This window comes from Chthonomonas sp. (assembly GCF_035294165.1).
GTDB lineage: Bacteria > Armatimonadota > Chthonomonadetes > Chthonomonadales > Chthonomonadaceae > Chthonomonas.
In genome coordinates this window covers 19,643-44,413 of sequence record NZ_DATGLN010000161.1, presented here as the reverse complement: position 1 = coordinate 44,413, position 24,771 = coordinate 19,643, and the positions used below count along the sequence as shown (strand labels likewise).

At 51.3% G+C, this 24,771-nt stretch carries 22 protein-coding genes and 1 riboswitch; of the genes, 13 read left to right on the top strand and 9 right to left on the bottom strand.

All coding sequences use genetic code 11. From position 1 onward, the window contains the following. Nucleotides 1-15: 15 nt before the first annotated feature. The 4 genes from gatB to VKV29_RS08325 all read left to right on the top strand — a co-directional run bounded on the left by gatB (nucleotide 16) and on the right by VKV29_RS08325 (nucleotide 3,951). Entirely contained in the window at nucleotides 16-1,470 is a 1,455-nt protein-coding gene (gene gatB / locus VKV29_RS08340) for an Asp-tRNA(Asn)/Glu-tRNA(Gln) amidotransferase subunit GatB (RefSeq protein ID WP_324200846.1), read from the top strand. Between the two features lie 151 nt (nucleotides 1,471-1,621). Continuing rightward, the gene (locus tag VKV29_RS08335) at nucleotides 1,622-2,806 is read left to right on the top strand and encodes a HEAT repeat domain-containing protein (RefSeq protein WP_324200845.1); all 1,185 of its coding nucleotides are present in this window, start codon (nucleotides 1,622-1,624) and stop codon (nucleotides 2,804-2,806) included. A gap of 124 nt (nucleotides 2,807-2,930) precedes the next feature. Further along, nucleotides 2,931-3,653 carry a tetratricopeptide repeat protein gene (locus VKV29_RS08330; RefSeq protein WP_324200844.1) on the top strand — a complete coding sequence of 241 codons (723 nt, stop codon included), beginning with the start codon at nucleotides 2,931-2,933 and terminating at the stop codon, nucleotides 3,651-3,653. A gap of 4 nt (nucleotides 3,654-3,657) precedes the next feature. Continuing rightward, nucleotides 3,658-3,951: a YggT family protein gene (locus VKV29_RS08325; protein WP_324200843.1), complete on the top strand. Its 294-nt coding sequence runs from the start codon at nucleotides 3,658-3,660 to the stop codon at nucleotides 3,949-3,951. 93 nt (nucleotides 3,952-4,044) lie between these two features. On the opposite strand, the gene VKV29_RS08320 is transcribed toward VKV29_RS08325, so the two are convergent. Next, complete coding sequence (locus VKV29_RS08320; RefSeq protein WP_324200842.1) at nucleotides 4,045-4,290, bottom strand: hypothetical protein; 246 nt, start codon at nucleotides 4,288-4,290, stop codon at nucleotides 4,045-4,047. 38 nt (nucleotides 4,291-4,328) lie between these two features. Then, a complete protein-coding gene (locus tag VKV29_RS08315; RefSeq protein ID WP_324200841.1) occupies nucleotides 4,329-5,126 on the bottom strand; it encodes a DUF1559 domain-containing protein in 798 nt (265 codons plus the stop codon). A gap of 351 nt (nucleotides 5,127-5,477) precedes the next feature. Between VKV29_RS08315 and VKV29_RS08310 the strand changes: the two genes are divergently transcribed. Further along, on the top strand, nucleotides 5,478-6,581 hold the full coding sequence (locus tag VKV29_RS08310) for a Gfo/Idh/MocA family oxidoreductase (RefSeq protein WP_324200840.1): 1,104 nt from the start codon (nucleotides 5,478-5,480) through the stop codon (nucleotides 6,579-6,581). On the opposite strand, the gene VKV29_RS08305 is transcribed toward VKV29_RS08310, so the two are convergent. The 4 genes from VKV29_RS08305 to VKV29_RS08290 all read right to left on the bottom strand — a co-directional run bounded on the left by VKV29_RS08305 (nucleotide 6,576) and on the right by VKV29_RS08290 (nucleotide 11,093). Further along, nucleotides 6,576-8,003 carry a sodium:solute symporter family protein gene (locus VKV29_RS08305; protein WP_324200839.1) on the bottom strand — a complete coding sequence of 476 codons (1,428 nt, stop codon included), beginning with the start codon at nucleotides 8,001-8,003 and terminating at the stop codon, nucleotides 6,576-6,578. The genes VKV29_RS08310 and VKV29_RS08305 overlap by 6 nt on opposite strands. Next, on the bottom strand, nucleotides 8,000-8,659 hold the full coding sequence (locus VKV29_RS08300; protein WP_324200838.1) for a thiamine diphosphokinase: 660 nt from the start codon (nucleotides 8,657-8,659) through the stop codon (nucleotides 8,000-8,002). Before VKV29_RS08300 ends, VKV29_RS08305 begins: the two co-directional genes overlap by 4 nt. Before the next feature lie 4 nt (nucleotides 8,660-8,663). Further along, on the bottom strand, nucleotides 8,664-9,464 hold the full coding sequence (locus tag VKV29_RS08295; RefSeq protein WP_324200837.1) for a type II secretion system protein: 801 nt from the start codon (nucleotides 9,462-9,464) through the stop codon (nucleotides 8,664-8,666). 98 nt (nucleotides 9,465-9,562) lie between these two features. Further along, nucleotides 9,563-9,664, bottom strand: a riboswitch (TPP riboswitch). Nucleotides 9,665-9,734: 70 nt separating this feature from the next. After that, complete coding sequence (locus VKV29_RS08290) at nucleotides 9,735-11,093, bottom strand: ammonium transporter (RefSeq protein WP_324200836.1); 1,359 nt, start codon at nucleotides 11,091-11,093, stop codon at nucleotides 9,735-9,737. 419 nt (nucleotides 11,094-11,512) lie between these two features. On the opposite strand from VKV29_RS08290, the gene rph reads away from it, so the two are divergent. Genes rph through VKV29_RS08275 form a run of 3 tightly spaced genes read left to right on the top strand, consistent with a single transcriptional unit; the run spans nucleotide 11,513 to nucleotide 14,583 of the window. Continuing rightward, the gene (gene rph, locus VKV29_RS08285) at nucleotides 11,513-12,238 is read left to right on the top strand and encodes a ribonuclease PH (RefSeq protein ID WP_324200835.1); all 726 of its coding nucleotides are present in this window, start codon (nucleotides 11,513-11,515) and stop codon (nucleotides 12,236-12,238) included. A 3-nt stretch (nucleotides 12,239-12,241) separates the two neighbouring features. Beyond that, the gene (rdgB, locus tag VKV29_RS08280) at nucleotides 12,242-12,865 is read left to right on the top strand and encodes an RdgB/HAM1 family non-canonical purine NTP pyrophosphatase (protein WP_324200834.1); all 624 of its coding nucleotides are present in this window, start codon (nucleotides 12,242-12,244) and stop codon (nucleotides 12,863-12,865) included. Further along, nucleotides 12,865-14,583 carry an alcohol dehydrogenase catalytic domain-containing protein gene (locus tag VKV29_RS08275; RefSeq protein WP_324200833.1) on the top strand — a complete coding sequence of 573 codons (1,719 nt, stop codon included), beginning with the start codon at nucleotides 12,865-12,867 and terminating at the stop codon, nucleotides 14,581-14,583. Before rdgB ends, VKV29_RS08275 begins: the two co-directional genes overlap by 1 nt. An 8-nt stretch (nucleotides 14,584-14,591) precedes the next feature. Here VKV29_RS08275 and VKV29_RS08270 read toward each other — a convergent pair whose 3' ends face one another. Beyond that, nucleotides 14,592-15,650, bottom strand: coding sequence for an aldose epimerase family protein (locus VKV29_RS08270; protein ID WP_324200832.1), 1,059 nt, complete (start codon nucleotides 15,648-15,650; stop codon nucleotides 14,592-14,594). A 50-nt stretch (nucleotides 15,651-15,700) separates the two neighbouring features. Continuing rightward, nucleotides 15,701-18,505 (bottom strand): beta-galactosidase GalA, encoded by a 2,805-nt coding sequence (galA, locus tag VKV29_RS08265; RefSeq protein WP_324200831.1) that lies wholly within the window; start codon nucleotides 18,503-18,505, stop codon nucleotides 15,701-15,703. Between the two features lie 123 nt (nucleotides 18,506-18,628). Between galA and srlD the strand changes: the two genes are divergently transcribed. Both srlD and rsmI read left to right on the top strand, forming a co-directional pair. Continuing rightward, nucleotides 18,629-19,420, top strand: coding sequence for a sorbitol-6-phosphate dehydrogenase (gene srlD, locus VKV29_RS08260; protein WP_324200830.1), 792 nt, complete (start codon nucleotides 18,629-18,631; stop codon nucleotides 19,418-19,420). Between the two features lie 2 nt (nucleotides 19,421-19,422). Continuing rightward, a complete protein-coding gene (rsmI, locus tag VKV29_RS08255; protein WP_324200829.1) occupies nucleotides 19,423-20,187 on the top strand; it encodes a 16S rRNA (cytidine(1402)-2'-O)-methyltransferase in 765 nt (254 codons plus the stop codon). 43 nt (nucleotides 20,188-20,230) lie between these two features. Here the strand turns inward: rsmI and VKV29_RS08250 are convergent, their stop codons facing one another. Further along, the gene (locus tag VKV29_RS08250; RefSeq protein WP_343217353.1) at nucleotides 20,231-21,190 is read right to left on the bottom strand and encodes an aldo/keto reductase; all 960 of its coding nucleotides are present in this window, start codon (nucleotides 21,188-21,190) and stop codon (nucleotides 20,231-20,233) included. A gap of 224 nt (nucleotides 21,191-21,414) precedes the next feature. Here VKV29_RS08250 and tgt point away from each other — a divergent pair, with 224 nt between their 5' ends. From tgt to VKV29_RS08235, 3 genes are read left to right on the top strand one after another with little or no spacing between them, the layout of a single operon-like run. Next, on the top strand, nucleotides 21,415-22,557 hold the full coding sequence (gene tgt / locus VKV29_RS08245) for a tRNA guanosine(34) transglycosylase Tgt (protein ID WP_343217352.1): 1,143 nt from the start codon (nucleotides 21,415-21,417) through the stop codon (nucleotides 22,555-22,557). Beyond that, nucleotides 22,550-23,347 (top strand): HD domain-containing protein, encoded by a 798-nt coding sequence (locus VKV29_RS08240; RefSeq protein WP_016481791.1) that lies wholly within the window; start codon nucleotides 22,550-22,552, stop codon nucleotides 23,345-23,347. The genes tgt and VKV29_RS08240 overlap by 8 nt, the downstream gene beginning before the upstream one ends. Nucleotides 23,348-23,392: 45 nt before the next feature. After that, nucleotides 23,393-24,736 carry a DUF1080 domain-containing protein gene (locus tag VKV29_RS08235; RefSeq protein ID WP_324200826.1) on the top strand — a complete coding sequence of 448 codons (1,344 nt, stop codon included), beginning with the start codon at nucleotides 23,393-23,395 and terminating at the stop codon, nucleotides 24,734-24,736. Nucleotides 24,737-24,771 lie beyond the last annotated feature (35 nt).

Here is a 24,771-nt window from a genome sequence, read left to right as displayed (position 1 = left end):
GGGTAGAAGTGTTCTATGACGGAGTATGAGGCTTGTATCGGCATGGAATGCCATGCCGAACTTCTGACAGAGAGCAAAATGTTCTGCGGCTGTAGAAACGAGTTCGGCGGGGAGCCGAATACGCGTTGCTGCCCGGTGTGCACGGGAATGCCGGGGAGTTTGCCGGTGGCAAACCGGCAAGCAGTGGAACATGTAATCCGTGCCGCACTAGCTCTTAACTGTGAAATCAATCCGAAGGCAAAGTTCGACCGTAAAAACTACTTCTATCCCGACTTACCGAAAGGTTACCAAATCAGCGAGTATGATGAGCCGATCGGTCGTAACGGGTATCTGGATATCGAGGTCAACGGGGAGATCAAGAGGGTACGCATCCGTAGGGTTCATCTGGAGGAGGATACGGGCAAGCTGTTTCATATGCCTGGGAACGAAAGCTATATTGACCTCAACCGCAGCGGTGTTCCGCTGATGGAGATCGTAACCGATTTTCCGCCCGATATCCATACACCCGAAGAGGCGAGGGCCTATTTGGTGAAACTCCGAGCTATTTTGACTTATATCGGCGTATGTGATGGCAAGATGGAGCAAGGTTCTCTGCGGTGTGAGCCAAATGTCTCAGTGCGGGTAAAGGGAGCGAAAGAGTATGGCACGAAGACCGAGATAAAGAACTTGAACTCTTTCCGCTCCGTCCAGAAGGGAATAGAGTATGAGATCGCTCGACAGATCGCCTTACTTGAACGGGGAGAAAGGGTAGTACAAGAGACTCGCGGGTGGAACGAAGCGCGACAGGCCACGTTTCCGCAGCGTTCTAAAGAGGTCGAGCAAGAGTACCGTTATTTTCCCGAGCCGGACCTGGTGCCGTTGCAGATCACCCCAGAGTGGATCGAGGCGATAAAGGCCACCATGCCGGAACTGCCCGATGCCAAGAAGGCACGGTTTATGCGCGAGTATGGGCTATCGGATTACGATGCCTCCTATCTGACGGAAACAAGGGCGCTTGCCGACTATTTTGAGGAAACCGCACAACATGCCCGGGATGCCAAGGCCGCTGCCAACTGGATTATGGGTGACCTGAGTCGGCTTTTGAATGCCGAAGGGAAAGAGATAGATGCCTGCCCCATAACGCCGCGGCAGCTCGGCAGTATGATTCGGATGATAGCCGATGGCACTATTAGTGGTAAAATCGCAAAGATGCTCATCGAGCATATGTATCAAAGTGGAGAAGACCCCGACAAAATTGCTGCGCGCGAGGGGCTTATCACGCTGCGTGACGAAACGACAATACGGCAGATGGTTCAGCAGGTGTTTACAGAGAATCCGAAGATCGTGGCCGATATCTTGGAAAAAGGACTCGTACAGAAAAAAGGCTTCCTCGTAGGCCAAGTGATGAAGCTCTCGCAGGGCAAGGCCGATCCAAAAGAGGTAAATCGTTTGATAGATGAGATGTTGGCAGAAGAGCAAAAAGTTCGTTAAGCCTATCTTGAGATGCCGCCTTAAGGACGACGGTACCGCACTAGATGTCTCCACTCTCAAAGCCGAACCTAGGACCTCTTGGAAAGCCTGTGCGTTTCTAGGACAGGGCGTTCTTCCTTTTACTTGCAGAAAACCCGGCAAGACGCTGGTGATGCTGTGGGCAGTTTGTCTCTTGTGGGTTGTTCTGACGGCAATGGCGGCCAGGGCCGATCGGACAGAAGAGTTAATCCATGCCCTCTCTTCGCCGCAGGTCTCGTTACGTGTAGATGCTGCCCAGGCGCTGGCGACGATGAAAAGTCCACGTGCTATACCGGCTCTGCTGAAGGCCCTAGGCGATCCGGTTGTGTCTGTGCGTGCTAATGCGTTGCGGGCGCTAGCCAATACGTTGAAACCCGAAGAAGCACCGTTGCTCGTGCCCTACCTTAAAAACCAAAGCGTTTATCGTCGTGCGGGAGCAGCAGAACTCTTGGGGATTCTAGGGGATCGAAGGGTACTACCCGCTCTCGAAACGGCTGTTAATGACCGGTCGGTTATCGTTCGAGCCGAGGCAATCACAGCCTTGGGGGAGATAGGCGATCCACGTGCGGCAAGGGTTTTATGGGGGAGGCTAACGGACGTTAGTCCGCGGGTGAGGCTGGAGGCGGCTGTGGCCTTGGGACGCCTGCGTGACCCTGCATCTGCAGATAGACTGTTGCCTCTTTTACAAGATTCCAATGAGAGCGTGCGGATCGCTGCAGCCGTTTCGATTGCACAGATCGGCAACCGGAGTGTGGTACCTGCATTGTTACAACGGATGCAGATGATGAGCACCGACCCCGATTTGAAGTATTATGCAGCCTATGCTCTTGGTCGCTTGGGAGATAAACGTGCTGAAGTCACCCTCATCAACGCTCTTGAATATGGAAAAAATCGCTATCTCCGCGCACAGGCTGCTGCCGCTCTGGGAGGGTTGGGCCAGAAAAGCGCGGTGCCGGCATTGATCTTGGGACTGCAAGATCGCTTTGTGTTGGTGCGGTTTGCTTCTGCTCAGGCGTTAGGATGGCTGCGTGATAGGCGTGCGGTTTCTGCGCTCATACGTTCCCTGCATGACCCCAACGAGGACGTGCGGGAGCAGTGCGCCAAGGCGTTAGGACTTATCGGTGACAAGACGGCTGTGCCTGCCTTAATCTATGCTGCATTTCACGATACGGACGATGCGATTCTCAAAGCGGCAGCGCTTGCCCTTGGACGTATAAAAGATAGGCGTGCGGTACCTGCTCTTGAGCAACTTTCACGAAGCCCCAACCCCACCGTGAATGAGGCGGCCAAGTGGGCATTAACGCAGTTCAAAAGGTAGTGGGTCTCAACAGGCAGGATGTAGTAGACAAAAATAGAGTTATTGGAACCTGTTCGTTTTACCGTATACTTAGTTTGGATGGATTTCGTGGGCGAGCAGGATTTTTAACAAGGATGTGGAGGTTATGCATCAAGACCAAATTGACCGCTTAAGAGACGTTGCCGGACGTTGTCTCGGCTTAATAATCGGGGGGCTCATGCTATCCACGTTGGTGATAGGTAGCGCTTTAGGAGAGGGGCCTGCAGGGAATAAGAAGCCGCATCCGGTCTCTTTCTCAAACGCCAAAACGCCGGAGCAAGTAGATGCGATTGGTAGTCGGATTTTAAGAGATGTGGCTGCCGAGCCGGCTACGGCAGACGCCATAACAGCAGAGGTGTTACACGAGCTATATGAACAAGCCGATTCGCATTTCGATGCGGGCGAGTATAATCACTGTATCAATCTTAACCAGATCGTGGCCCAAGGCGACCCTCACAATGTTGAGACCTATGCTAACAACGCTTGGCTCTTATGGTCTACCGATCGGGCACAGGAGGGGATCGCCACCTTAAAGCGAGGTATTGAGGCAAATCCTGATACTTATTATATGTACGATGAGATGGGGGATTTCTACTGGCTCTATTTGAAGAACCCAAAGGCGGCCGTTCCGTATTATGAAAAAGCTGTTCAGTTCAAGTGCCCTTGGTTTACGTGGCACAATCTTGCCCACTGTTATGAGCAATTGGGAGAGTGGAAGCAAGCGGAAGCGGCTTGGGAGCATGCGGCGCAGTATCCTGACGACCCCATTGCGAGTATTCATCTGAAACGTGTGAAAGAAAAGCTGCTGCAGCAGCATTCTGGAGGATAGGAAAATGTATTTCGGGGAACCGATGGGGATAGGAGGCGTTATTCTGTGGGTCTTGAACCTACTAAACCTACTTTTGTTGGTCTATGTGATCGTCTCATGGCTGCAAGTTTTCCGCGTGGATTTGGGGCCGTTTCGGCCGGTAGCACGTTTTCTGGATTCGATCTTCGAGCCGATGTTGGCTCCCATACGTAGGCTTGTTCCACCGGAGAAATTAGGTGGTTTAGACTTATCTCCACTCATTCTGATTATTGCGTTACAATTTGTGGCTCAGTTGGTGGTACGTTTGATCGGCCCCTAGTAACAATACAGGCAGGTGTTGGCGTCCTCATCAAATCTCAAAAAAAACCGCCCCGGAGCTGCTAACGGGGCGGTTGCTCAAGAGTGAGCGATTTTAAGGATGAGCTGGAGCTGCCTGCTGTCGCGTTTGGCTCATCATCTTCTGTTGAGCCTCTTCGTTGATCTTTTGGATCATTTTGAGTGCCTCTGGAGGTGGGCCTCCTGGAGGCGGCTTGCTTTCCATGCGCTTTATGTCCGCAGGCGACATGGTGTTATCCACGTTGCAGCCCATGAGACTTAGGGTGGCGCTCAATATAGCTAATAGGGAAAGCACCAGACGTTTATATTGGACTTTGGGCATTTTGATCCTAGACCTTTCTGGGAATATCGGTAATAAACTTACTGCCGCGTTGCGTCCCACATATTGTTTTGAGGTTGGTTAACCGGGTCGGGATCGGTAGCCGTTGGCGTCAAAGCTTTTACATGACCGTCAGCAAAGGCAAAATTAGCTTTTTGTGCGTGCACGGCCGTGACGGCTCCGTTAGGCCCGTTGGGATCGTACGGATTGGTAACAGAGTTGGCCGGGATGGTTCCGTTAGGAATCTCGCCAGGAGAAAAGCCATCCCACCAGTTCACGCCGGTGAACATACAGCCGGGGCCGAAGTCGAGCAGGTTGCCGGGAATCGTGTTGATATTAGGCTGCAGGGCGTCCTTCTCAGTAAAGAGAATGGTTTCTGCTGGGCGCCCAATACGAGCTTGTGATGTAGTGGTATTACCCATCCAGCTCTGCGACATCCCCATGATACCGAAGACGCTCCAGTGGGAACCGTCCCATTTCATGTAGCCATTGGAGGCGTAGGAAAGACGAATTCCGCCCCACGGTTGAGTCCAGGAGGGAGGAGTTCCAATAGGATCGTCTGGGCAGCGAAAGACCTGCAGATTTTGCACATAGGGCTGTACAAGAACATACCAGGTATTTGCGTACCAGCTTTGTTGCAGTCCGGTGGGGAAAACCTCGTCATAGTCTTGGGTATACATGAGGATCGAGGTAGCGAGTTGCTTCTCATTTGAGACGCATGAGATCGCCCGCGCTTTTTCCCGTGCCTGAGCGAACACGGGGAAGAGAATAGCTGCCAGAATCGCTATAATCGCGATCACGACAAGCAGTTCGATGAGCGTAAAAGCTTTTCGTTGCATTTACTTGTCTCCCAATAGGTTGTATTTATAAACATCCGTTGAATTTAGTTCAGAGCCAGGAGAACAAATGCGGGAAATCGAAACCATTCGATTATCATGGCACTTCTCAGCTTTATTGAAGTACGGTGCACTCGTCTCCGTTGTCGAACTGTTTCGATTATACACGATGACAGATCGACTTGTCAATAGCAGTCCTGCGAGTTTTTATTCTGTGATTGTGGAATTATGAGAAGCTAGGGGTTTAAATTGTGGTTCAGAGCTTGGTAGGGTCATGTACTGTATGGGCATAACAGGAGATTTTGCACTGCGCGTCGAAATTGAACTTCAAACTTTTGTGAGAAAGGGGTTTCGATGGAAAAGTCCATACGAATTGGCATCATCGGTTGCGGGCAGATCGCACAGATTCACCTTCAGAACTACGCTCGTATTTCTGGGGTAGAGGTTGTAGCCTGTGCTGACATTGACCGATCGGCAGCGGACAGCACGGCGGCAACATTTTCTATCCCGAATGTTTATTATCGGACACAGGATATGCTCGAACGAGACGATCTTGATGCCGTAGATGTGTGTTTGCACAATAATCTCCACATGCCTGCTACCGTCGCTGCTTTGGAACGGGGGCTGCACGTCTACTGCGAAAAGCCAATGGCCGGCTCCTATCGTGATGCGGTAACGATGTTAGAGTGCGCCCGCGAGAAAGGGAAGATGCTGCACATCCAACTGGGTTTTCTCTATTCCGACGAGACCCGGGCTGCAAAAGAACTAATTGACAACGGTTTCTTAGGCGAGATATACCACGCGCGCTCAACCGGTTTCAGGAGGCGAGGGCGGCCCTATGTAGATGGCTATGGGAAAGCTCCCTTTGTGCAAAAGGCTGTATCCGGCGGAGGTGCCCTCTATGACATGGGGGTCTACCATATCTCCCAACTCCTCTACTTGCTTGGCAACCCAAAGGTTGAGCGTGTTACCGGTAAGACATATCAGAAGCTGCCGATGGATGAGGAGAGGCGACGCAGCTCTGGCTACAGCGTCGAAGAGCTAGGGATGGGGTTTGTGCGATTTGAAGGGGATTTGACGATGGATATCATCGAGGCGTGGGCGATTGAGTTAGATGGCTTTGAAGGCTCGTCGCTTGTAGGAACAAAGGGCGGTGTGCGTCTGCAACCCTTTGGATATTACCAAAGTGTAGGCGATCTCGACTTAAACGCAACCGCGAGTTTAAGCGCCGCACGATTCCGTTGGAACAGCCTTCGTGGAGAAGGAGACCTATTCGGCAGCTCTCAACAGCATTGGGTAGCCGCTTTGCAGGGGCGTGTTTCATTGTTGCCTACTGCTGAAATCGCTTTGAATACCATGCTTATTTCCGAGGGTATCTATCTTTCAGCAGAGCGCGGTGAAGAGGTATCGGCCGAGGAGGTAAAGGCGTTATCTAGATCAACAGCATTACCGCTATAGGCTCGATGTTTGCATTTTTGCCGTTTGCTTAACGCCAAGAAGGTAAAAGCTAGCACTAACCAGTAGGCCAGGTATGAGGGGCGGAATGCCCCAGAGGTCTTGATAGTTACCGTGGTAATGCCACCAGCCCAGCCCGAGGTCTAGAAAGGCGACAAGGGAACCATAGAGCATCGTCTGAAAAGCATAACGGGCTGGGATTTTCCATTTTGGGGGACATAGGTAGGCTCCGACTAATGGCAACAGGAGGCCCGATACGATGAGATTTCCAAAAAGATACCACTGTTCTACCACGGAACGTACCACCAAAGCGATGCCGATAGAAATAAACGAAGTAAGTACAAGGCCGATACGAGTATAACGCGGAACGTTCTGTGGCCCGGCTTCGTTTCGAAGGCGCCATATAAAGTCTCTTCCGATGGTCATGGCCGAGATGAATGTATAGGAGACGGTTGCGGCCATGATGGGTGCCAGCATCCCAACATAGAAAAAGCCTCGAAGGCCGTGCGGCAGAATCTGTGCGGCAATGATTGGAAAGGCTAGGGTGGGATCGCTTAGATTCGGGAAAAGAACGCGAGCAAACAGTCCTGTAAGAAAAGTAAGGGAATCGAAAGTAAACCAGCAGATAACGGCGACGAGAATGCCAAGTGTAGCGATGCGCGGGGTTTTGGCGGCATAGCAGCGCTGATGGAACCCCGGATCGGTAAACGTTTGCAGTGCAATGACGCTCCATGCCAAAAGCCATAACATATTGTGGTTGCCAAGTGCAGTAAAGTAATGGGGCGGGAGGGGGTGCGTACGAAGCAGTGGCCGAACACCTCCGAATTTTTTCAGACAGAAGGCCACCGTTAAAATGAAGCCAGAGAACATGAGCAGGAATTGCAGTGTGTTAACACGTACATCGGCCAAAAAACCACCTATGAGCGCATAAATGATCGAGAAGAGCGTTCCTACCAGCATCGCTAACCAGAGAGGCCATCCGAACAGGAGTTGAAGCAGAATTCCAAGCATTAGCACATACTGAGATGGAGTGGCGTAGAGAAAGGCAAGTAAGGCCCCAAGTAGGGCTGTTCCTCGGTCGTACTCCATTTCCAACCGATCGGGAATAGTATAGAGGCTAGAGCCTGCTTGACGGACACGCTTTGCTAGGAACAAAGCGAAAAGGATGGCGAACAGGTAGTAGGGTAGACCGTTCGCTGCCCAAGCCGCAAGTCCATCGGTATAGACGAACTCTCCGGCGCCCAAAATTCCACCGTACCATGTGGCCACTAGAGTTGCGACAAATACAGGCAAGCTAAGGTTGCGATTTGCAATTAGGTAGTCTTCGGTGGTAATGCGGTTTCTTCGTAGCCCGATCCATAGAAGAAAGGCCAGGTAGATGATAAAAAACGACCAGTCGTAAAGGGAAAAATGCGGGTTTGTCATGGGGTTGATGTTTCCATGATGGAGGAGCTTAGCAAGCAGAGAAAAACCGTTCCTTGCACTATCTCAACCTCAACAGTATGCCCGAGCGCCTTATTGCTTACCGCCCGCGTTCCCGGCAGTAACAAAAGGTGATTGGCCTCCCATAAGACGCCGTGAATAGAGATAATGGCCGGCTGAGTCGCGATAAGGGAGATCGTATCGTTTGGTTGAGTGGGAATGATATGCTTATTCGGGGTGCTACCCGCTGCAGAGAGACACCATACGGTGGTGTCTGCTTCCTGAATGCAGAGCGCCATTGTTTGATGCCAAGACAGCAGCAGCGCGAGATTGGCAAGTGTATGATCGAGCCTACCGCCGGTGGCTCCGAGCACGGTGACCTGAGTTGCCCCACGCTCTCTGGCCAGTTGAAGCGACTTTTCTAGGTCAGCATAGTCTTGATTAGCTGCCACGATGATTTCAGCTGAAGGAAACAGTTGGCTCGCCTGCGTTTTATCTATGGAGTCAAAATCGCCACATATGAGATGAGGCTGAAGCCCAAGGTCAAACGCTTTTGCTGCAGCGCCGTCGGTAGCAATGATGAGGTCTGCAGCACTTGCAAGACGTTGGGCTAGATCGCGTGGCGGTGGTGAGCCGTTTGCGAGGATAAGAACGTGCATAGGCTTAATCGCAAAGCCAATAGTATGTAGGTGGGTTCCCAGGATTGCCATCGCTGGCAGCATTCGGATCGAGTTGCCCGCTGCGTTCACCGCCTGGGCACACAACTTCATCGTCGAAGGCAGCGCTTGAGACGATAAACTTGCCATGTCCATCGGCAAACACGATTCCTCCGCCGCGCGGATGCCACTGTTGGAAATAGCCTGGAATGTATCCATAGCTTGGATTTGTACCAAACCAAGGCATCATCTCATCACGCATGAGGCGTGTTTCTGCCGGAAGTGCCAGTGAAGCTAAGGTAACCACTTGTGTAGTAGTGTAGAGAATATTGTCCTGACTCGATTCGTTGGCGATAGTGGTAAAGACGCCGTGATCGAAGCGATAGCTTGAACCATAGCAGTCAAAATAGGTATTGGTGTTTGGACAACCATCATTTTGATAGGTGGTATAGAGCGAGGGGCCGCCCTGATCGTCCGGGCATTTGAAGATGAGATGGTTTTTGACGTAAGGCATCAACTCCACCTCTACCCCTTTATGCATGGGCGTACCTGAAGGTGCGGGGACATTTTGGATGGGGTCCCAAGTGTTGTAGGCATAGAAGATAGGAAACGTTTCATCGTAATCCTGGAGGTACATCTGCACGGCCATACTGAGTTGGCGTACGTTTGAAGTACAAACAGTTTGACGTGCCTGCTCACGGGCTTGGGCAAAGACAGGGAACAGAATAGCTGCGAGAATCGCTATTATGGCGATAACCACTAGAAGTTCAATCAGTGTGAATGCCTTTTTAGAAGCAGATAGATTCATCGTTTTCTCCTTGGCGCCAGGTGCGCTTTCAGACGACGGGCCAATTGGGTAGTGACAAGCAAAAAGCCATCACTCCGAACCTTGGGAGCGATGGCTGTGTAGATAAGTCATGGCTTCCCTCCGTCGGCATTACCCGAATCAGGTTCATAGGGTTGGGCTAGGATAGCCCTCTCAGCTTTGCAGCACCCCTAGCATGGATATGAGACTAAGTAAGACTCTACCTATATTGGGAAGCTTTTGTCAACTTGTGCCAGGATTTAAGAAGGTGATTCACTCTGCCATGACATAGGCCGATTCGCCATGTTGAGTAAGATCCAAACCTACATTTTCTTCTTCTACTCGGACACGCAGTCCCATGGTAGCACCGAGAATTTTGGTAAGTATCCAGGTTCCTATAGCTGCGTAGGCGACTGCGCTGACGACTGCGATGGTCTGTTTAAGCAACAGGGTTAGGCCCCCACCATAGAAAAGGCCGTTACTGCCCGAACTGTTCACGAGCACAGAGGCAAAGAGGCCGGTGGCAAGTGCTCCCCAAACTCCTCCCATCCCATGAACCCCAAATACATCGAGAGCGTCGTCGTAGTGAAACTTATGCTTGAGTTTAATGGCATAAAAGGAGATGAAGGCCACTCCAGCGCCTATAAGCAGCGCAGGAACAGGCCCCACATAGCCGGAGGCCGGTGTAATAGCCACAAGACCTGCGACCGCACCGGTGGCAAAGCCCAGCGCGGTAGGTTTTTTGTAGATACTCCATTCAATAAGTATCCATGTAAGTCCAGCGATGGCTGCTGCAATATGGGTGGCGACAAAGGCGGAGGCGGCAAGCCCACCGGAGGCCAAGGCGCTGCCTGCATTAAAACCGAACCACCCAAACCACAACAGTGCGGTACCCACCAAAGTCATAGTAAGGTTGTGGGGGCGCATCTCTTCTCCGGAATGGAGCGCGTCTGTATGGCGTCTGCCAAGGGCTATGGCGAGGACAAGAGCCGAAACACCGCTGCTGATGTGCACTACGGTACCTCCGGCGAAATCGAGTGCCCCAAGGTTGTTGAGCCAGCCGTTGTGTCCCCAAACCCAATGAGCGAGTGGACAGTAGATGAAAGTGCTCCAAAGGGTAATGAAGACCACATATGTCGAAAATTTCATGCGTTCGGCGATCGCCCCACTGATGAGCGCCGGGGTGATGATGGCGAACATCAGTTGGTAGATCATATAAACTTGGTGTGGGATGGTGGGAGCATAGTACGAAGAAGGATTTTCACCGACATGGTTAAGCCCAAACCAGCGTAAGCTGCCGATGAAAGGGTTCCCTGGTGCGAAAGCAAGCGAGTAGCCCCACAGAAGCCATACAAGGGTCACGATACCGAGGGCCACGAAGCTCTGCATAAGCATGTTAAGCACATTTTTAGAGCGCACCATGCCCCCATAGAAGAAAGCGAGGCCGGGGGTCATCAGCATGACGAAGGCAGCGGCAACAAGCATCCAGGCGGTATCGCCTGTGTTGATGGTAGAAGCGGGAGAAGCGGGCGTTTGGGCGCAGGCACTTGCATTGCCGGCTATAATAATGAGAAGCGTTGTAGCGATGGTTAGAGCCGTTTGAATGCTCAATTTGGTAAATTTGCGAAACATACTTTGTTAGGTTCCTCCTGTGGTAGATAGGCTGCATTGCGAAAAGATTCGGACATTGAGTGAACGTAAGAGGGACGCCACCGTCTGAAGGAGGAACCCAGTTCCTCAGACAGACGGCGAGCCGAGACACATTCTTGGTGCGTGTAGAACAAGGAATGGAATGCACCGTGTGGCATGAGGTTGATGCCACGCAGGGCTAAGGTGGCTCGGCCACTAGGCGGCTCTAAATGCCGACTACGCCGTCGGTCTGAAAAGAGGGTTTCGAAGCACTCACAGCTGCGTGAGTTTGATAGCTCTATTTTGGCACCCCATGAGGATGTATGTCAATACCTAAATTCAATGCCGACGGAATGCAAGCAGAATCATGAGATAGGGGGTAAGATAGGCAGAGAAAAAATTGAAGCGAGGAAGGAACGCCTATGCCGCGATTTGACGGACGTGGAAGTGCCCAATTGCGACCGACGAAGATCACACGAGGGTTTATGCCCAACGCGGAAGGTTCGTGTTTGATCGAGATGGGGAATACGAAGGTAATCTGTACGGCATCGGTAGAGGAGAAGTTGCCGCCATTCAGAAAGCTCGAAGGAGAAATGGGGTGGGTTACTGCGGAGTATGGGATGTTGCCACGCTCGACGAACATTCGTACGCCTCGGGAGGGGCGAAATGGACCATCTGGCAGGACGGTAGAGATTCAACGGTTGATAGGAAGAAGCTTGAGAGCAGTTGTTGAGATGCCGGTCTTGGAAGAGCGGACGATTTGGATAGACTGCGACGTGCTTCAAGCGGATGGCGGAACGCGTTGTGCAGCCATCACTGGCTCTTTTGTGGCACTTGCCGAGGCCTGTAGAAAATTAGTAGATGAAGGCATTATTGCGAGAATGCCGCTGACAGGAATGGTGGCTGCGGTAAGTGTAGGGGTGGTTGGTAGTGATGAGTTGCTTGATCTCTGCTATGAAGAGGATCATCGTTGTGCGGTGGATATGAATGTGGTTATGACCGACAAAGGCCGTTACGTTGAGATACAGGGGACTGCCGAAATGACACCGTTTGATCGGAATCGCCTTTTGCGTCTTCTCGATCTTGCGCAGGTGGGGCTGGAACAACTTTTCAAACTGCAGCGTGCGGCTTTGGAGGGGATTCTGTAGGCTATGAAGAAGGAGTTGCTTATTGCGACCACGAATCCGAAGAAGGGGCGGGAGATGCTTCAGATTATTGGAACGTATTGCCCGGAATTGACACTACTGACCCTAAACGACATCGCGCCGATGGCTATGGTTGAAGAGACTGGAGAGACATTTTATGAGAACGCTCGTTTGAAGGCGGTAGCCGCCGCAAAACATGCGGGAAGGGTTGCCATGGCAGACGATGGAGGGTTGGTGATTGATGCATTGAATGGGGCGCCCGGCGTTCACTCTCATCGTTTTCTAGGGGCCGATACCTCCTTTGAGGAAAAGATGGACAAAATTCTCGAGATCATGCGACATGTTCCGGATGAGAGCCGTACCTGCCGATTTCAATGTGTCGTAGTGATTGCAACCCCGGATGGACAGGAGTTCGTTAGTGAGGGTATTTGTGAGGGGATAGTTGCCCATGAAAAACGTGGGACCTACGGTTTTGGATATGATCCGATTTTTTATCTGCCCCAGCTTGGCAGGCATATGGCAGAACTGACACCCGATGAGAAGCATCGGATAAGTCATCGTGGGATGGCTTTACGGGGTGTGATCCCGATTCTAAGAAGCCTATTTCAACTCGATTCGAGAGAACGCTGATGGATAAGTTAGAACAGTATCGTAAGGCTGTAGGGACTGTTCCTACGAAGATGTTGCGGTGGAATTTGTATGGGGCAGGCCTCGAGAACTTTGGACGTAACGGAGCGCCTGAAGTGGAGGAGACGCCGAAATGTGGCCCGCATGAACTGTTGGTACGCCATGATGCTTGTGGCCTATGCTATTCCGACACGAAGGTGGTGGCGCTTGGCGAGCAGCATCCGCGGCTGATCGGACGTGACCTTACCAAAGAGCCGGTGACGCTAGGGCATGAGGTTTGCTGCACGGTGATAGATGTGGGAGACGAGCTAGTTGGACGATTCAAACGTGGAGAGCGCTACGTTATTCAAGCCGACGTGTTTTATAAGGGCAAGTCCATGGCCTATGGTTATGTGTTTCGTGGAGGATTGTCTGAGTATGGCATCATTCCACGAGAGATGATTGAGGGTGATGAGGGTTGCTATCTATTGCCAATTCAGGCCACGACAGGCTATGTTGAGGCCGCGTTGGTAGAGCCTTGGGCCTGTGTGGTTGCGTCCTATGAGATCGCTCATCGCTCACATCCCAAGCCGGGAGGTCGCTTTCTGCTGGTTGTAGGCGAAGGCGGTGAGGACATTGAGCTGGTGGAGATGTTATGCAGGGCAAACCTGAGAGAAATAGTTCTTATCGCTTGTGACGAACTTAATATTACCTCTATAGCGCGACAGGTTGAGGCAGCGAATGTGAAGGTGACACAGCTTTCTGTGAGCGATATGATAGATGACAGCATCGGGAACTTTGATGATATTGTTATCGCCGGCCGTTGGGATGCCAAGGTCGTAGAGAAAGTTTGTGACATGCCGGCCGATGATGGTGTGGTGATACTTGCCTTAACCGAGCCTTTCCCGTCAAAAGTTGCCCTTGACATTGGCCGGGTTCATTATAATCGTCGTTTTTATGTGGGTGCGAAGGGAAATAGGCTGGCAGACGCTTACCAAGAACCGCGTACAGCCGAATTGCGCGCCGAAGGATGCGCTTGGTTTATCGGTGCTGCGGGGCCTATGGGGCAGATGCACGTTCAACGAGCATTGCAGTTGCGCGAACCTCCAGGACTTATCGTTGTAACCGATAGGCATGATGATAGGTTGGCAAGCTTGAATGAGCGCTTTGGGAACCTGGCTAGACAGCGCAAAATAGAGCTGATTACCCGCAATGTGCGGGGGATGAGTTTCGACCAGCAGGCCGAAATGCTGTTAAAGCTAACTCACGGTCGGGCATTCGATGACATCGTTAGCATGGTGGCCGATCCTGCCGCGATAGAAGCGGTATGGCCGCTTCTCGCAAAAGGAGGTTGGTTTAATATCTTTGCCGGCGTCGCCAGAGGGACGAAAGTAGAGGTGCCTTGTGAGCGCATTGTGCAGGATGGTTGCCGGTTTATCGGCAGCAGTGGCTCCTCTTTGGCTGCCATGCGGGATACTTTGGCACGTGTAGAGCAAGGTGAGCTTAACACAAATGCATCCCTGGCGGCAATTGGTGGGATGGAAGCCGCACGTGATGGTCTTCAGGCAGTGAAGGAAGGAAGATTCCCTGGGAAGACCCTTATTTTTCCCCATATACACCAACTGCCGCTCACTGCCTTGCCCGATCTGCAAGGTGTGCTGCCTTCTGTGTATGATAGGTTAGAAGATGGCAAATTCTGGACAAAAGCGGCCGAGGAAGAGCTTTTGCGTTTGCTGCTTTGAAATAGGTTTTAACGATCGGTTTTAAATTGATATATAGTTGTTTGGCGATAAGTGGTGTTTGGGGTTAGCAGAATCGAGGGAAAGTGCGGCTGATGCAACGAGTCGGGAAAATGCTGAGCTTCTAGGCAGAACCCCGCATGAGGCGAATAGGGCTTCCCATCTCGGCTAGACAGGTTGTCGGGAACGCGATTCATCGTATAGAGTTGTACTCCTGGCTCTGTTGTATAGACTTCCATAATGCGACCTGTTTTAGGAGCGTACACCCGTGCCATGAAGGTAAGAGCTACGGCTGCTTCGTTCGGTTTATGGAGGATGAAGTTGTGGTCGTATCCGCCAATGGCCTCTGGAAGTTCATGAATACGCGCACCGATTGCAGTCGGCTGAGTAAAGTCGAGAGGAGTATTCTTAACACTCCAAATTTCTCCTGTTGGGATCAGTGCGTCGTTGGTGGGTGTGTAGAGATAGGCATTGAGCACAAGCTCGTGATCAAGGATATCGCCTTCGCCCGATAGGTTAAAATAGGTGTGGTTCGTGAGATTGACTGGGGTATCTAAGTCAGTTGTGGCCAAATAGTCAAGGCGAAGAGCATTGCCTTCGGTAAGGGTAAAAGTAACCGTTACTAGCAGGTTACCCGGAAAGCCCTCTTCACCATCGGGGCTGAGGCGGGCGAAGGTAACGGCGTTTTTCGCCGGCTGCGGAGTTGCCTGCCAAAGCTGCTTATCAAACCCCTGCTTGCCGCCATGAAGTGTGTGTGCGCCGTGGTTGGCCACTAAGGCATACTGTCTGCCATGGAGAGTGAACTCCGCATTGGAGATGCGGTTAGCCACCCGACCAATGGTTGCACCAAAGTGGGGGTGTGGAGCGAGATAGCCCTCTAGCCGATTAAAGCCAAGGGTTACCTCTCCGATATTCCCCTCGCGATCGGGAACGGCCAGGGAGGTTAGGATGGCTCCGTAGTTTGTGACGCGAGCGATGGAGCCAAGCGAGTTGGTTAGCGTAAAAATAAAGACAGGTTCTTCAAGGCCGACGCCCTTCCCCTCAAGGCTGACCCCCTCAGTAGGAAGCATTCCAAATATCTCCTGTTGAATCAACTGGCTCTCCCATGCATTTTGCGAGATTATTTCAAGGACGATGGAAACGTTTTGAGCGTGATGCTTGCCGGTTTGAGACCATCCGACATAGCTCGGATGCGAATGTGGCCGGGATGTTTGCCGGCACGTATAATAAGCAGGCATTTGCCATTAAAGGCGTTGCGATAGTCGGCAATATTAGGTTGATGACAGCTTGGATCACCATTTCCAACACCTGCGATCTCGCCTGCTCCTGTCACTTGGAAACGCACGAGATTATCGGCGGTGGGGACTACTCTGCCTTGCGCGTCCACCACATCTACCTCGACGAGAGCCACCTCCTCACCATCGGCAGGAAGAGTGGTGAGATTTGTAGAAAGATGTAAAGCCTCCGGAGGGCCTGTTGTCTCTACGACATCCGTAGCAACTACCTTGCCGGTTTTACTGTAAGCCTTGGCTTCAAGTTTGCCCGGTTGGTAGGGTACATTCCACTCCACATGTCCCCACATAGGCATGGCTTTTTTGCCTAGGCTCTGACCATTCAGGAACAGTTCTACTTCACTCGCATTGCTATAGCACCATACCTCGATAGGTTTTCCTTCGAGTTCATCGCCCTCCCTCTCGTGAACCGGCCAGTTCCAGTGAGGGAGGATATGGACAAGCGGTTTATCTCCCCACCATGCTTTATAGTAGTAGTAGTTATCTTTTGGAAATCCGCACATGTCCATGATGCCAAAGTGAGCGTTGATGCAGGGCCACCAGTAGGGAATAGGTTTGCCCCGATAGTCGAAACCAGTCCAGACAAAGCAGCCAGCAACGAAGGGACGCGTTACAACTGCTTTCCACGCCACTTCGGCCGTTTGCGCCCATGGAGGGGCGTAGAGGTCGTAGGCGGCGACGTAGCCCTTTTGAGGGTCATTTGCGTAGATGCCTCGATCTCCCACGGTGCTCGCCGACTCGCTGGCAAAGAAAGGTTTATTCGGGAACTGCTTGTGAAACCAATCGTAATCTTGAGGGTGGTAATTTCCTCCCTGAAGGTCTTCTACTAAGGTAATTCCGCGACCCCATCCACCATTCATGGCACAGGTAACGGGGCGTGTAGGGTCTAGGGACTGGACCACCTGCTTCATAGCCTCAAAGAGACGCGCTCCCTCTGGGGTTCCTTGTAGCGGCTCTTCATTGCACATGGACCACATGATAATGCTTGGGTGGTTGCGATCTCGACGAATCATATCGGCCAGATCGGATAGGTTCGTATAGGGGGCATCAGGAAGAGTTTTAGGTGTGTAGACAGCACCGAGATGGCGGTTTTCATCCATAACGAGCATTCCTAGATGATCGCAAGCATCGAGCAACGATTCGTTCTGCGGATCATGAGCGGTACGGTAAGCATTGGAACCCATTTTCTTCAGTTGCTCGATCCTCCACCACTGCAGATTATCCGGCAACGCATTCCCCAGACCGGCGAAATCTTGATGGTTGCATGTTCCCATGATTTTAAGCGGCTTTCCATTGAGGTAAAAACCGCTATTAGAGCGAAACTCTATCGTCCGAATCCCAATGTTTGTGCTGACTTCATCGAGCCTATGAGAGTTCTGTTCAATGATACTGACGACCTGGTAGAGGTAAGGTGAAGCAATAGACCAAAGGTGAGGGTGGATAACTGTTGCTTGCTGCTGAATATGTGTTATGTGCGCGGCCGGCAGAATAGTTGAAAAAGTCTTGCTAGCCACTATTTTACCCATAGCGTCAATGATGAGGTTTACGAGGCGAACGGGAACGGGCTGTAGCCGATTGTTTGTAATATCTGTCTGTAGCGTGAGAGTTGCTCGGTCTGTCGAGGGAAGTTTAGAGATAACAAAAACACCCCAAGGGGTTACGTGAACAGGATTTGCAATCGTGAGCCAAACATGGCGATAAATACCTCCACCTTCATACCACCACCCTTCTTCCCCTCGCGCGTCCACTCGAATGGTTAATGTATTCCATGCCCCATAGTGTAGATATGGCGACAGATTGTAGCGTACTCCAATATAGCCACTGCGATGGCGACCAAGAAAGTGACCATTAAGCCAAAAGCGGCTATCACGATAGATTCCTTCGAAGTAGACCCATATACTCTTGCCTTTTGCTGCGACAGGTAAATAGAAATGTTTGCGGTACCAGGCCACATTCGTCGGTAGATATCCATGAGAGCCATCTGTATTTTTGTCATACTGACCCTCAATGACAAAGTCATGCGGCAGATGGACAATACGCCAGCCGCGATCATCATAGTTTGGAAGGGCTGGGCCTTCAGGTGTGTCTAGGTTTGGTAAGAGTGTCACATTACCAATTCCAGCGATACCGTCGGTACGGTGAAGGAGGACAAGAACGCTGTTTATGTTTTTGGTGAGACATTTTAAGGATAATGGAACCTTAAAAGGAATATTCCAATGTGAGTGATGGTAGAGAAACTGACCGTTAAGAAAAACACGTACATCATGACCCATACTATCGAAGTGTAAGATAGGATGGTGATAAGGGATAGATGGTAGGAGTGTCCAATAAACATTGTAACCCGATTGACCATGAAAGGTATCCTGACCGGGAGACGTGGTAGGCCACGATGTTACATCCAGGTGTTTTGAGAGATAGGGCATAATATCCGGAGGGCCACTCCCTATCTTAGCCCAGCGCCAGGAGGTGATAGGGACGCCCTCATGAGATAGGGGTATATCGCCAAGATGAAATCGCCAGTTGTCGTCTATGCGAAGTCTGACTCTAGCGCTCACCCCCGCGGGAATGAGCAGACAGATAAGGAAGATAGGTAGAAGAAAGGTGCTTCGATATTTCTGGGTGAAATAGGGCATTCACAAGTTCTCCGAAGTGAGGATAATGCATATGTGATATGATAATAGAACCCGCCCAAAGTTCGACGTTATATAGGCTATTTCCTTCTAAATTGTACAAATCCATTAAGGAGCGATGCAAAAATGGAACGGTTGAAAGATCAGGTGGCCATTGTTACCGGTGGCGCACAGGGTTTAGGCGAGGCAATTGCTCATCGTCTAGCGCGAGAGGGGTGTCGTGCCATCACCATCGCCGATGTAAAAATCGAGAAAGCTCATAAGACGGCGGAGGAGATAACTCGGGCTACGGGGGCCGAGACGTTAGCACTGCAGGTGGACGTGACGAACGAGGAGCAGGTAGAGGGGATGACGCAGGAGACCGTTCGGCGGTTTGGAGCGCTGGATCTCCTTGTGGCCAACGCAGGTATTTTAATTGCCTACGACATCACCGAATTCCCTGCCGAGGCTTGGCGAAGGGTGATAGATGTGAATCTCTTTGGCTACTTTTTATGTGCTCGTGCGGCAGCAAGGGTCATGGTAAAGCAACGAAAAGGAAATATTATTCAAATCAACTCAAAATCTGGCAAGAAGGGGAGTTTTCGCAACAGTGCATATTCTGCAAGTAAGTTCGGAGGGATAGGGCTAACCCAGTCGATCGCGCTTGATCTTGCGCCTTATGGAGTGCGCGTGAACGCGGTGTGCCCCGGCAATCTTTTAGATGGCACCTTGTGGCAGGAAAGCCTTTATGAGCAATATGCCCGCACGCAAGGCCTTACCAAAGAGGAGGTGCGGCTCAAGTATGAAGCGCAGGTGCCTTTGGGGCGAGGGTGCACATATGACGATGTGTGTAATGTGGTTGTGTTTTTAGCTTCGGATGAGGCCAGTTATATGACGGGACAGGCGATTAACGTTACCGGCGGTCAGGAGATGCGCTAACGTTGGGCAAGATAAGGAAGGTGAAGGGGAAGCCCGCTCCTACAAATGAACTCATTGAGGAGGAGTGGCCTCCTCTTGTGTTGGTGGCCACTCCCATTGGGAATTTAGAAGATATAAGCTTACGTGCCCTCAGAGCGTTGAAAAGCGCCGATATTATTGCCAGCGAAGATACGCGAAAGACAGGCCTGTTGCTGAAGCGCTACTCCATCGAAAAGCGTCAAATTTCCCTCCATGAGCACAATGAGGAACGGGTTATCCAGCAGATATTGGCGCTAATTCGCGAGGGGAAGCGTATCGCGGTGGTGACGGATGCGGGAACGCCAGGGATTGCAGACCCCGGCTACCTTGTCGTTAGAGAGGCCATCACCGAGAGCATACCATTCACTATGGTGCCAGGCCCAACTGCTTTTGTCATGGCGCTGGTTTTGTCGGGGTTGCCGTGTCATAGCTTTACCTTTCGTGGTTTTCCTCCACGCAAAGCAGGGCCTCGGCGACGTTTTTTTGAGGCGGATAGAAACTCCCCCTATACGCTTATCTACTATGAAAGCCCCTATCGTCTGGTCGAGAGTCTGGAGATGGCTTTGGAAGTCTTTGGGGATAGGCCAGCGGCTCTTGCGAATGACTTGACTAAGAGATTTGAAAGAGTAGACCGTGGTCTGCTTTCGGAAATTTTGGCCGTTGCCCAAGGGATGACCCTACGGGGTGAATTTGTGTTGCTGATAGCCGGTTGTGAACGATCATCTGTGAAGGTGGGAGATAGGCTTTGATCGCGTGCACAGAGCGATCAAAGCCTTTTGATACTCTATCGGTTTAGAGGTCGTGTTGGCGCAGGAGACGCTCAATTTCGGCGATTTCTTGTTCGGAAAGTCGAAAAGTAAGTGCGCCTAGCATTTCGTGAACCTGATCGGGGCGTCGAAAACCAACAATAGCACCTGTTACTGCGGGATGGTGAAGTGTCCATGCAATAGCTACGACCCCCGGAGGCTGATTATGACGTGCGCCGATCTGGCGTAAGCCCTCAACTAATCCAAGGATACGTGAGAGGCGTGGCTCTTGAAAATCTGGGCTTCGCTTTCGCCAGTCGTCATCGGGGAGCGCAGCAATGCGCTCAGGTGTCATCTTCCCGCTAAGAAGCCCTGACTGAAGAGGAGAGTAGACAATAACCCCAATGTTATGTTTTTGACAGTAAGGGAGGATTTCCGTTTCGATTTCACGTCGCACAAGTGAGTAAGGGGGTTGCAAGGAAGTTATCGGGGCGATAGACCGTACCCGTTCCATTTGTTGGACGTTAAAGTTGGACACACCGATATAACGCACTTTTCCTTCCTCTTTAAGTTTCGCTAAAGTGATCCACCCCTCTTCGATGTCTTCTTCAGGTATAGGCCAATGAATTTGATAAAGATCAATAACATCAGTTTGAAGGCGGCGCAGGCTATCTTCAACTTCCTTACGAATTGATTGAGATTTGAGACTATGTAGAACCTTCCCTTTGTCGTCCCAGAGAAGCGAGCACTTAGTGAAGATATAGGGGCGATGGGAGCTTGTTTGGATGGCTTTTGCAACAACCTCTTCCGAGTGTCCCATGCCGTAGACGGCTGCCGTATCGATCCAGTTGATGCCGGCATCGAGAGCTGCATGAATGGCGGCAATGGAATCGCGGTCGTCTTGGTATCCCCAGCCAAATTCCCATCCTGGTCCGCCAATGGCCCACGCGCCGAAACCGATGGGGGTGATTTCGAGATCGCTGTTGCCGAGCCTGCGTTTCTCCAGCGTTGTCATATCCGTTATCTCCTTTCTTATGACGAGTTTAAGGTTGTGTCGAATGTCCTTCATTTCTACGAATCAATGTTGAGGGGGGTCTGCGCAATAAGTGTGTTTTTTGACTAGAGAGAGAGGCGGTATAATAATACTTCGGTCTAGGGGGGTATTCATTGGAACCAACGAGGGTTTGAAGAGATAAGTTGACTAAAGAATGGACGACTCCAGCACTTGTTATCACCTCGTCTTCACGGGAGGATGGTGTACTGGGGAGATGCGGACTACTGTATTTACCTCATGCTACGGTGGAAACTCCCGTGTTTATGCCCGTGGGCACGCAGGCCACGGTGAAGGCGATGACACCCGACGAGTTGGAGGAGATCGGCTTTGGTTTAATTTTAGGAAATACATACCATCTTCATCTCCGGCCTGGCGAGCAACTCATAGCTAGTGCAGGAGGGCTACACCGTTTTGAGGGTTGGAGCGGCGCCCTTCTAACGGATAGCGGTGGCTATCAGGTTTTTAGTCTGTCGGGTTTGCGTCGCATTGGAGAGGAGGGGGTGGAGTTTCAGTCTCACATAGATGGGAGCCGTCATGTTTTTACCCCGCAGAGCGTTATAGAGATCGAGCGTAAGTTGGGTGCTGACATCATCATGGCATTCGATGAGTGTCCGGCTTCCACAGTCTCCGAAGAGTATATTCGGCAAGCGATGGAGCGAACGCATCGTTGGGCGGGGATTTGCTTGGAGGAGCATGTACGTCACGGGCGCAAAGCCATCGGTGGTTGGCCTCAGGCGCTTTTTGGGATTGTTCAGGGTGGAGTAAGCTACGACTTACGAGCCGAAAGCGCCAGATTCTTGACGGAGTTGGATTTTGATGGCTTCGCTATAGGTGGCCTTGCTGTGGGGGAAGAGGCTGCCGTTAGAAACGAGATCGTGGCGTGGACGGTTCAGTTTCTGCCAGAGGATAAGCCGCGCTACTTAATGGGGGTGGGAACGCCGATAGATATTTTGGAAGCCGTTCGGCGGGGAGTAGATATGTTCGACTGCGTTTTGCCCACTCGCAATGCGCGTAACGCGCAGGCGTTCACCTCAGATGGCGTTATCAATCTGAGGAATGCTCGTTATGAGCAGGATTTTACACCACTTGACTCGAAATGTGACTGTCGAGTTTGTCGGCGTCATACGAGGGCATATATACGGCACCTTTTCAAAGCCAAGGAGATTTTAGGGCCTCGGCTTGTGACGTACCATAACTTAGCGTTCTATTACCGATTGATGAGAAATATAAGGCATCATCTGCGCGAGGGAACCTTTAAGGTTTTTTACGAGGAGGTTCGAAACGCCTATCAGGCTGAGGAAGAGACGATAGATGAGTGACTCCAGAGAAGTCATTGCCCAGAATCGGGTAGCATCGCCGCCCCCAAGTAAGACAGCCTCTCCTGCTGAAAAGTCTCCGGCAATAAAAGAGGTGGAAGAGCCTATTTTGGCAGCTCAGGAGAAGGCGGCCGAGGTCATTACTTTGCGGGATATACGGAATAACGAGCGGATTCGTGCCTATATTGATGCTGCCAATCGGCAAATGGCAGCCATAGGCTATTCGGAACATGGCTTGCGCCATGCCGGCTTAGTGGCCTCAATAGCACGAAATATACTGCTGGGACTAGGAGCAGAGGCTCGTACCGCAGAGCTTGCTGCCATCGCCGGGTTCCTGCACGACATCGGGAACTGCATTCACCGAGTCTATCACCCGCAGATCGGGGCCACGATGGCGTTCCAAATCCTAGAGAAGATGAATATGCCGGCAGCCGAGATCGCGCTGGTTGTGGGAGCTATCGGGAATCATGAGGAGCCAGAAGGCGTGCCGATCAACGCGGTAACGGCAGCAGTGATCATTGCGGACAAGTCCGACGTGCACTACACGCGAGTTCAAAATCCCGATCCGTCCACGTACGATATCCATGACCGTGTAAACAATGCCGTGCAAAAATCGCATATACTGATAGATGCAGTCCAGAAAATCATCTCACTTGAGCTGGTAGTAGACACAGAAAAAGCGACCGTTATGGAGTATTTCGAGATTTTTGCCGAACGCATGGTTATGTGTCGGAAAGCTGCCGGGGTATTAGGTTGTCGCTTTCGACTCGTGATCAACGATGTTCAGATGTAAGTTTACTATTCGAAAACGCACATCTAGGGGGAAGCGATGTCTCATATGAAGACAAGGATCAGATGGTTCGCCTTATTGGCGGTGATGCTCATCGGGATTGGGGTAGCCGCGTACCCATCCGCCTGCCATGCCGAAGCGCGGTTTGTGCCGTTATTCGATGGAAAGGATTTAAATGGGTGGGTTTATGTTGGGCAGGCACCCGGCTATGAGGTTAGGGATGGGATTATTATCTGCCCGGCGGGGTGCTCTGGAAACCTCTTTACCGAGAAAGAGTACTCCGATTTTGTATTGGATGTTGATTTTCGGTTATCAGCAAACGCCAACAATGGGATCGGCATACGCGCTCCTCTACAGGGAGATGCGGCCTATATGGGCATGGAAATCCAGATTCTCGATGATAGTGGTTCCATGTATCAGCACCTGCAGCCTTGGCAGTATTGTGGTTCCATTTACAACGTTGTGCCGGCGAAGAAAGGGTCGTTGAAGCCAGTTGGGGAATGGAATCATGAAGAGATTACGGCTATTGGTCGGCATATCAAGGTTGTGATCAACGGAAAAACAGTGGTTAATGCCGATCTGAACAAGATCGTCGATCCTACAACGCTGATGCATCATCCGGGGATGTTGCGGGATACAGGGCATATCGGGTTGTTAGGGCATGAGCCAACTGAGGTGGATTTCAAAAATATCTATATCAAGGACTTAAGCCATCCGCGACCTGACAACGTTCCTCCGCCAGGGTTTAAGGCGCTATTCGACGGTAAAGATTTGAAAGGTTGGCGTGGGTGGGCCGGTGACCCACCTACCCGAGCGAAAATGACGGAGGCTGAATGGGATGCCGCTGTAAAGCGCGCCACCGCTGAGGCTTTCAAACACTGGAAAGTTGTAGATGGGGTGATAACCTATGACGGTAAGAACAATAATCTATGTACTGTGAGGGACTATGGGAATTTCGAGTTACTTGTAGACTGGAAAATCCCGCCACATGGAGATAGCGGCATCTATTTGCGCGGCAGTCCTCAGGTACAGATATGGGATAATCCGATCGGTTCAGGCGGGCTGTACAACAATCAAAAGAACCCGAGCAACCCCATGGTATTTGCAGATAATCCCATAGAAGAGTGGAATCGGTTTCGGATTCTGATGATCGGTGATAAAGTAACCGTCTACCTGAATAACAAGCTCGTTGTGTGGAATGTAACCTTAGAGAACTATTGGGAGCGAGACAAGCCCATCTATCCGATTGGTCCTATTGAGTTGCAGCACCACTGGACGCCCTTATGGTTTAAAAATATCTACATTCGCGAACTACCGCTCCTTCCAGAACAGCGAGCGGCTATAGAGCGGCTACACTGGCCAGGGCTACCGCGTGATTTGGTGAAACGATAAGGTTTAGAGTAGAATATAGGCGCACAATTTTCTAG

What these genes read in the sequence shown, in the direction of transcription:
- gatB (WP_324200846.1), top strand. Translation starts at nt 16, where the DNA reads ATGACGGAGTATGAGGCTTGTATCGGCATGGAATGCCATGCCGAACTT.
- VKV29_RS08335 (WP_324200845.1), top strand. Translation starts at nt 1,622, where the DNA reads ATGCTGTGGGCAGTTTGTCTCTTGTGGGTTGTTCTGACGGCAATGGCG.
- VKV29_RS08330 (WP_324200844.1), top strand. Translation starts at nt 2,931, where the DNA reads ATGCATCAAGACCAAATTGACCGCTTAAGAGACGTTGCCGGACGTTGT.
- VKV29_RS08325 (WP_324200843.1), top strand. Translation starts at nt 3,658, where the DNA reads ATGTATTTCGGGGAACCGATGGGGATAGGAGGCGTTATTCTGTGGGTC.
- VKV29_RS08320 (WP_324200842.1), bottom strand. Translation starts at nt 4,290, where the DNA reads ATGCCCAAAGTCCAATATAAACGTCTGGTGCTTTCCCTATTAGCTATA.
- VKV29_RS08315 (WP_324200841.1), bottom strand. Translation starts at nt 5,126, where the DNA reads ATGCAACGAAAAGCTTTTACGCTCATCGAACTGCTTGTCGTGATCGCG.
- VKV29_RS08310 (WP_324200840.1), top strand. Translation starts at nt 5,478, where the DNA reads ATGGAAAAGTCCATACGAATTGGCATCATCGGTTGCGGGCAGATCGCA.
- VKV29_RS08305 (WP_324200839.1), bottom strand. Translation starts at nt 8,003, where the DNA reads ATGACAAACCCGCATTTTTCCCTTTACGACTGGTCGTTTTTTATCATC.
- VKV29_RS08300 (WP_324200838.1), bottom strand. Translation starts at nt 8,659, where the DNA reads ATGCACGTTCTTATCCTCGCAAACGGCTCACCACCGCCACGCGATCTA.
- VKV29_RS08295 (WP_324200837.1), bottom strand. Translation starts at nt 9,464, where the DNA reads ATGAATCTATCTGCTTCTAAAAAGGCATTCACACTGATTGAACTTCTA.
- VKV29_RS08290 (WP_324200836.1), bottom strand. Translation starts at nt 11,093, where the DNA reads ATGTTTCGCAAATTTACCAAATTGAGCATTCAAACGGCTCTAACCATC.
- rph (WP_324200835.1), top strand. Translation starts at nt 11,513, where the DNA reads ATGCCGCGATTTGACGGACGTGGAAGTGCCCAATTGCGACCGACGAAG.
- rdgB (WP_324200834.1), top strand. Translation starts at nt 12,242, where the DNA reads ATGAAGAAGGAGTTGCTTATTGCGACCACGAATCCGAAGAAGGGGCGG.
- VKV29_RS08275 (WP_324200833.1), top strand. Translation starts at nt 12,865, where the DNA reads ATGGATAAGTTAGAACAGTATCGTAAGGCTGTAGGGACTGTTCCTACG.
- VKV29_RS08270 (WP_324200832.1), bottom strand. Translation starts at nt 15,650, where the DNA reads ATGCTTCCTACTGAGGGGGTCAGCCTTGAGGGGAAGGGCGTCGGCCTT.
- galA (WP_324200831.1), bottom strand. Translation starts at nt 18,505, where the DNA reads ATGCCCTATTTCACCCAGAAATATCGAAGCACCTTTCTTCTACCTATC.
- srlD (WP_324200830.1), top strand. Translation starts at nt 18,629, where the DNA reads ATGGAACGGTTGAAAGATCAGGTGGCCATTGTTACCGGTGGCGCACAG.
- VKV29_RS08240 (WP_016481791.1), top strand. Translation starts at nt 22,550, where the DNA reads ATGAGTGACTCCAGAGAAGTCATTGCCCAGAATCGGGTAGCATCGCCG.
- VKV29_RS08235 (WP_324200826.1), top strand. Translation starts at nt 23,393, where the DNA reads ATGAAGACAAGGATCAGATGGTTCGCCTTATTGGCGGTGATGCTCATC.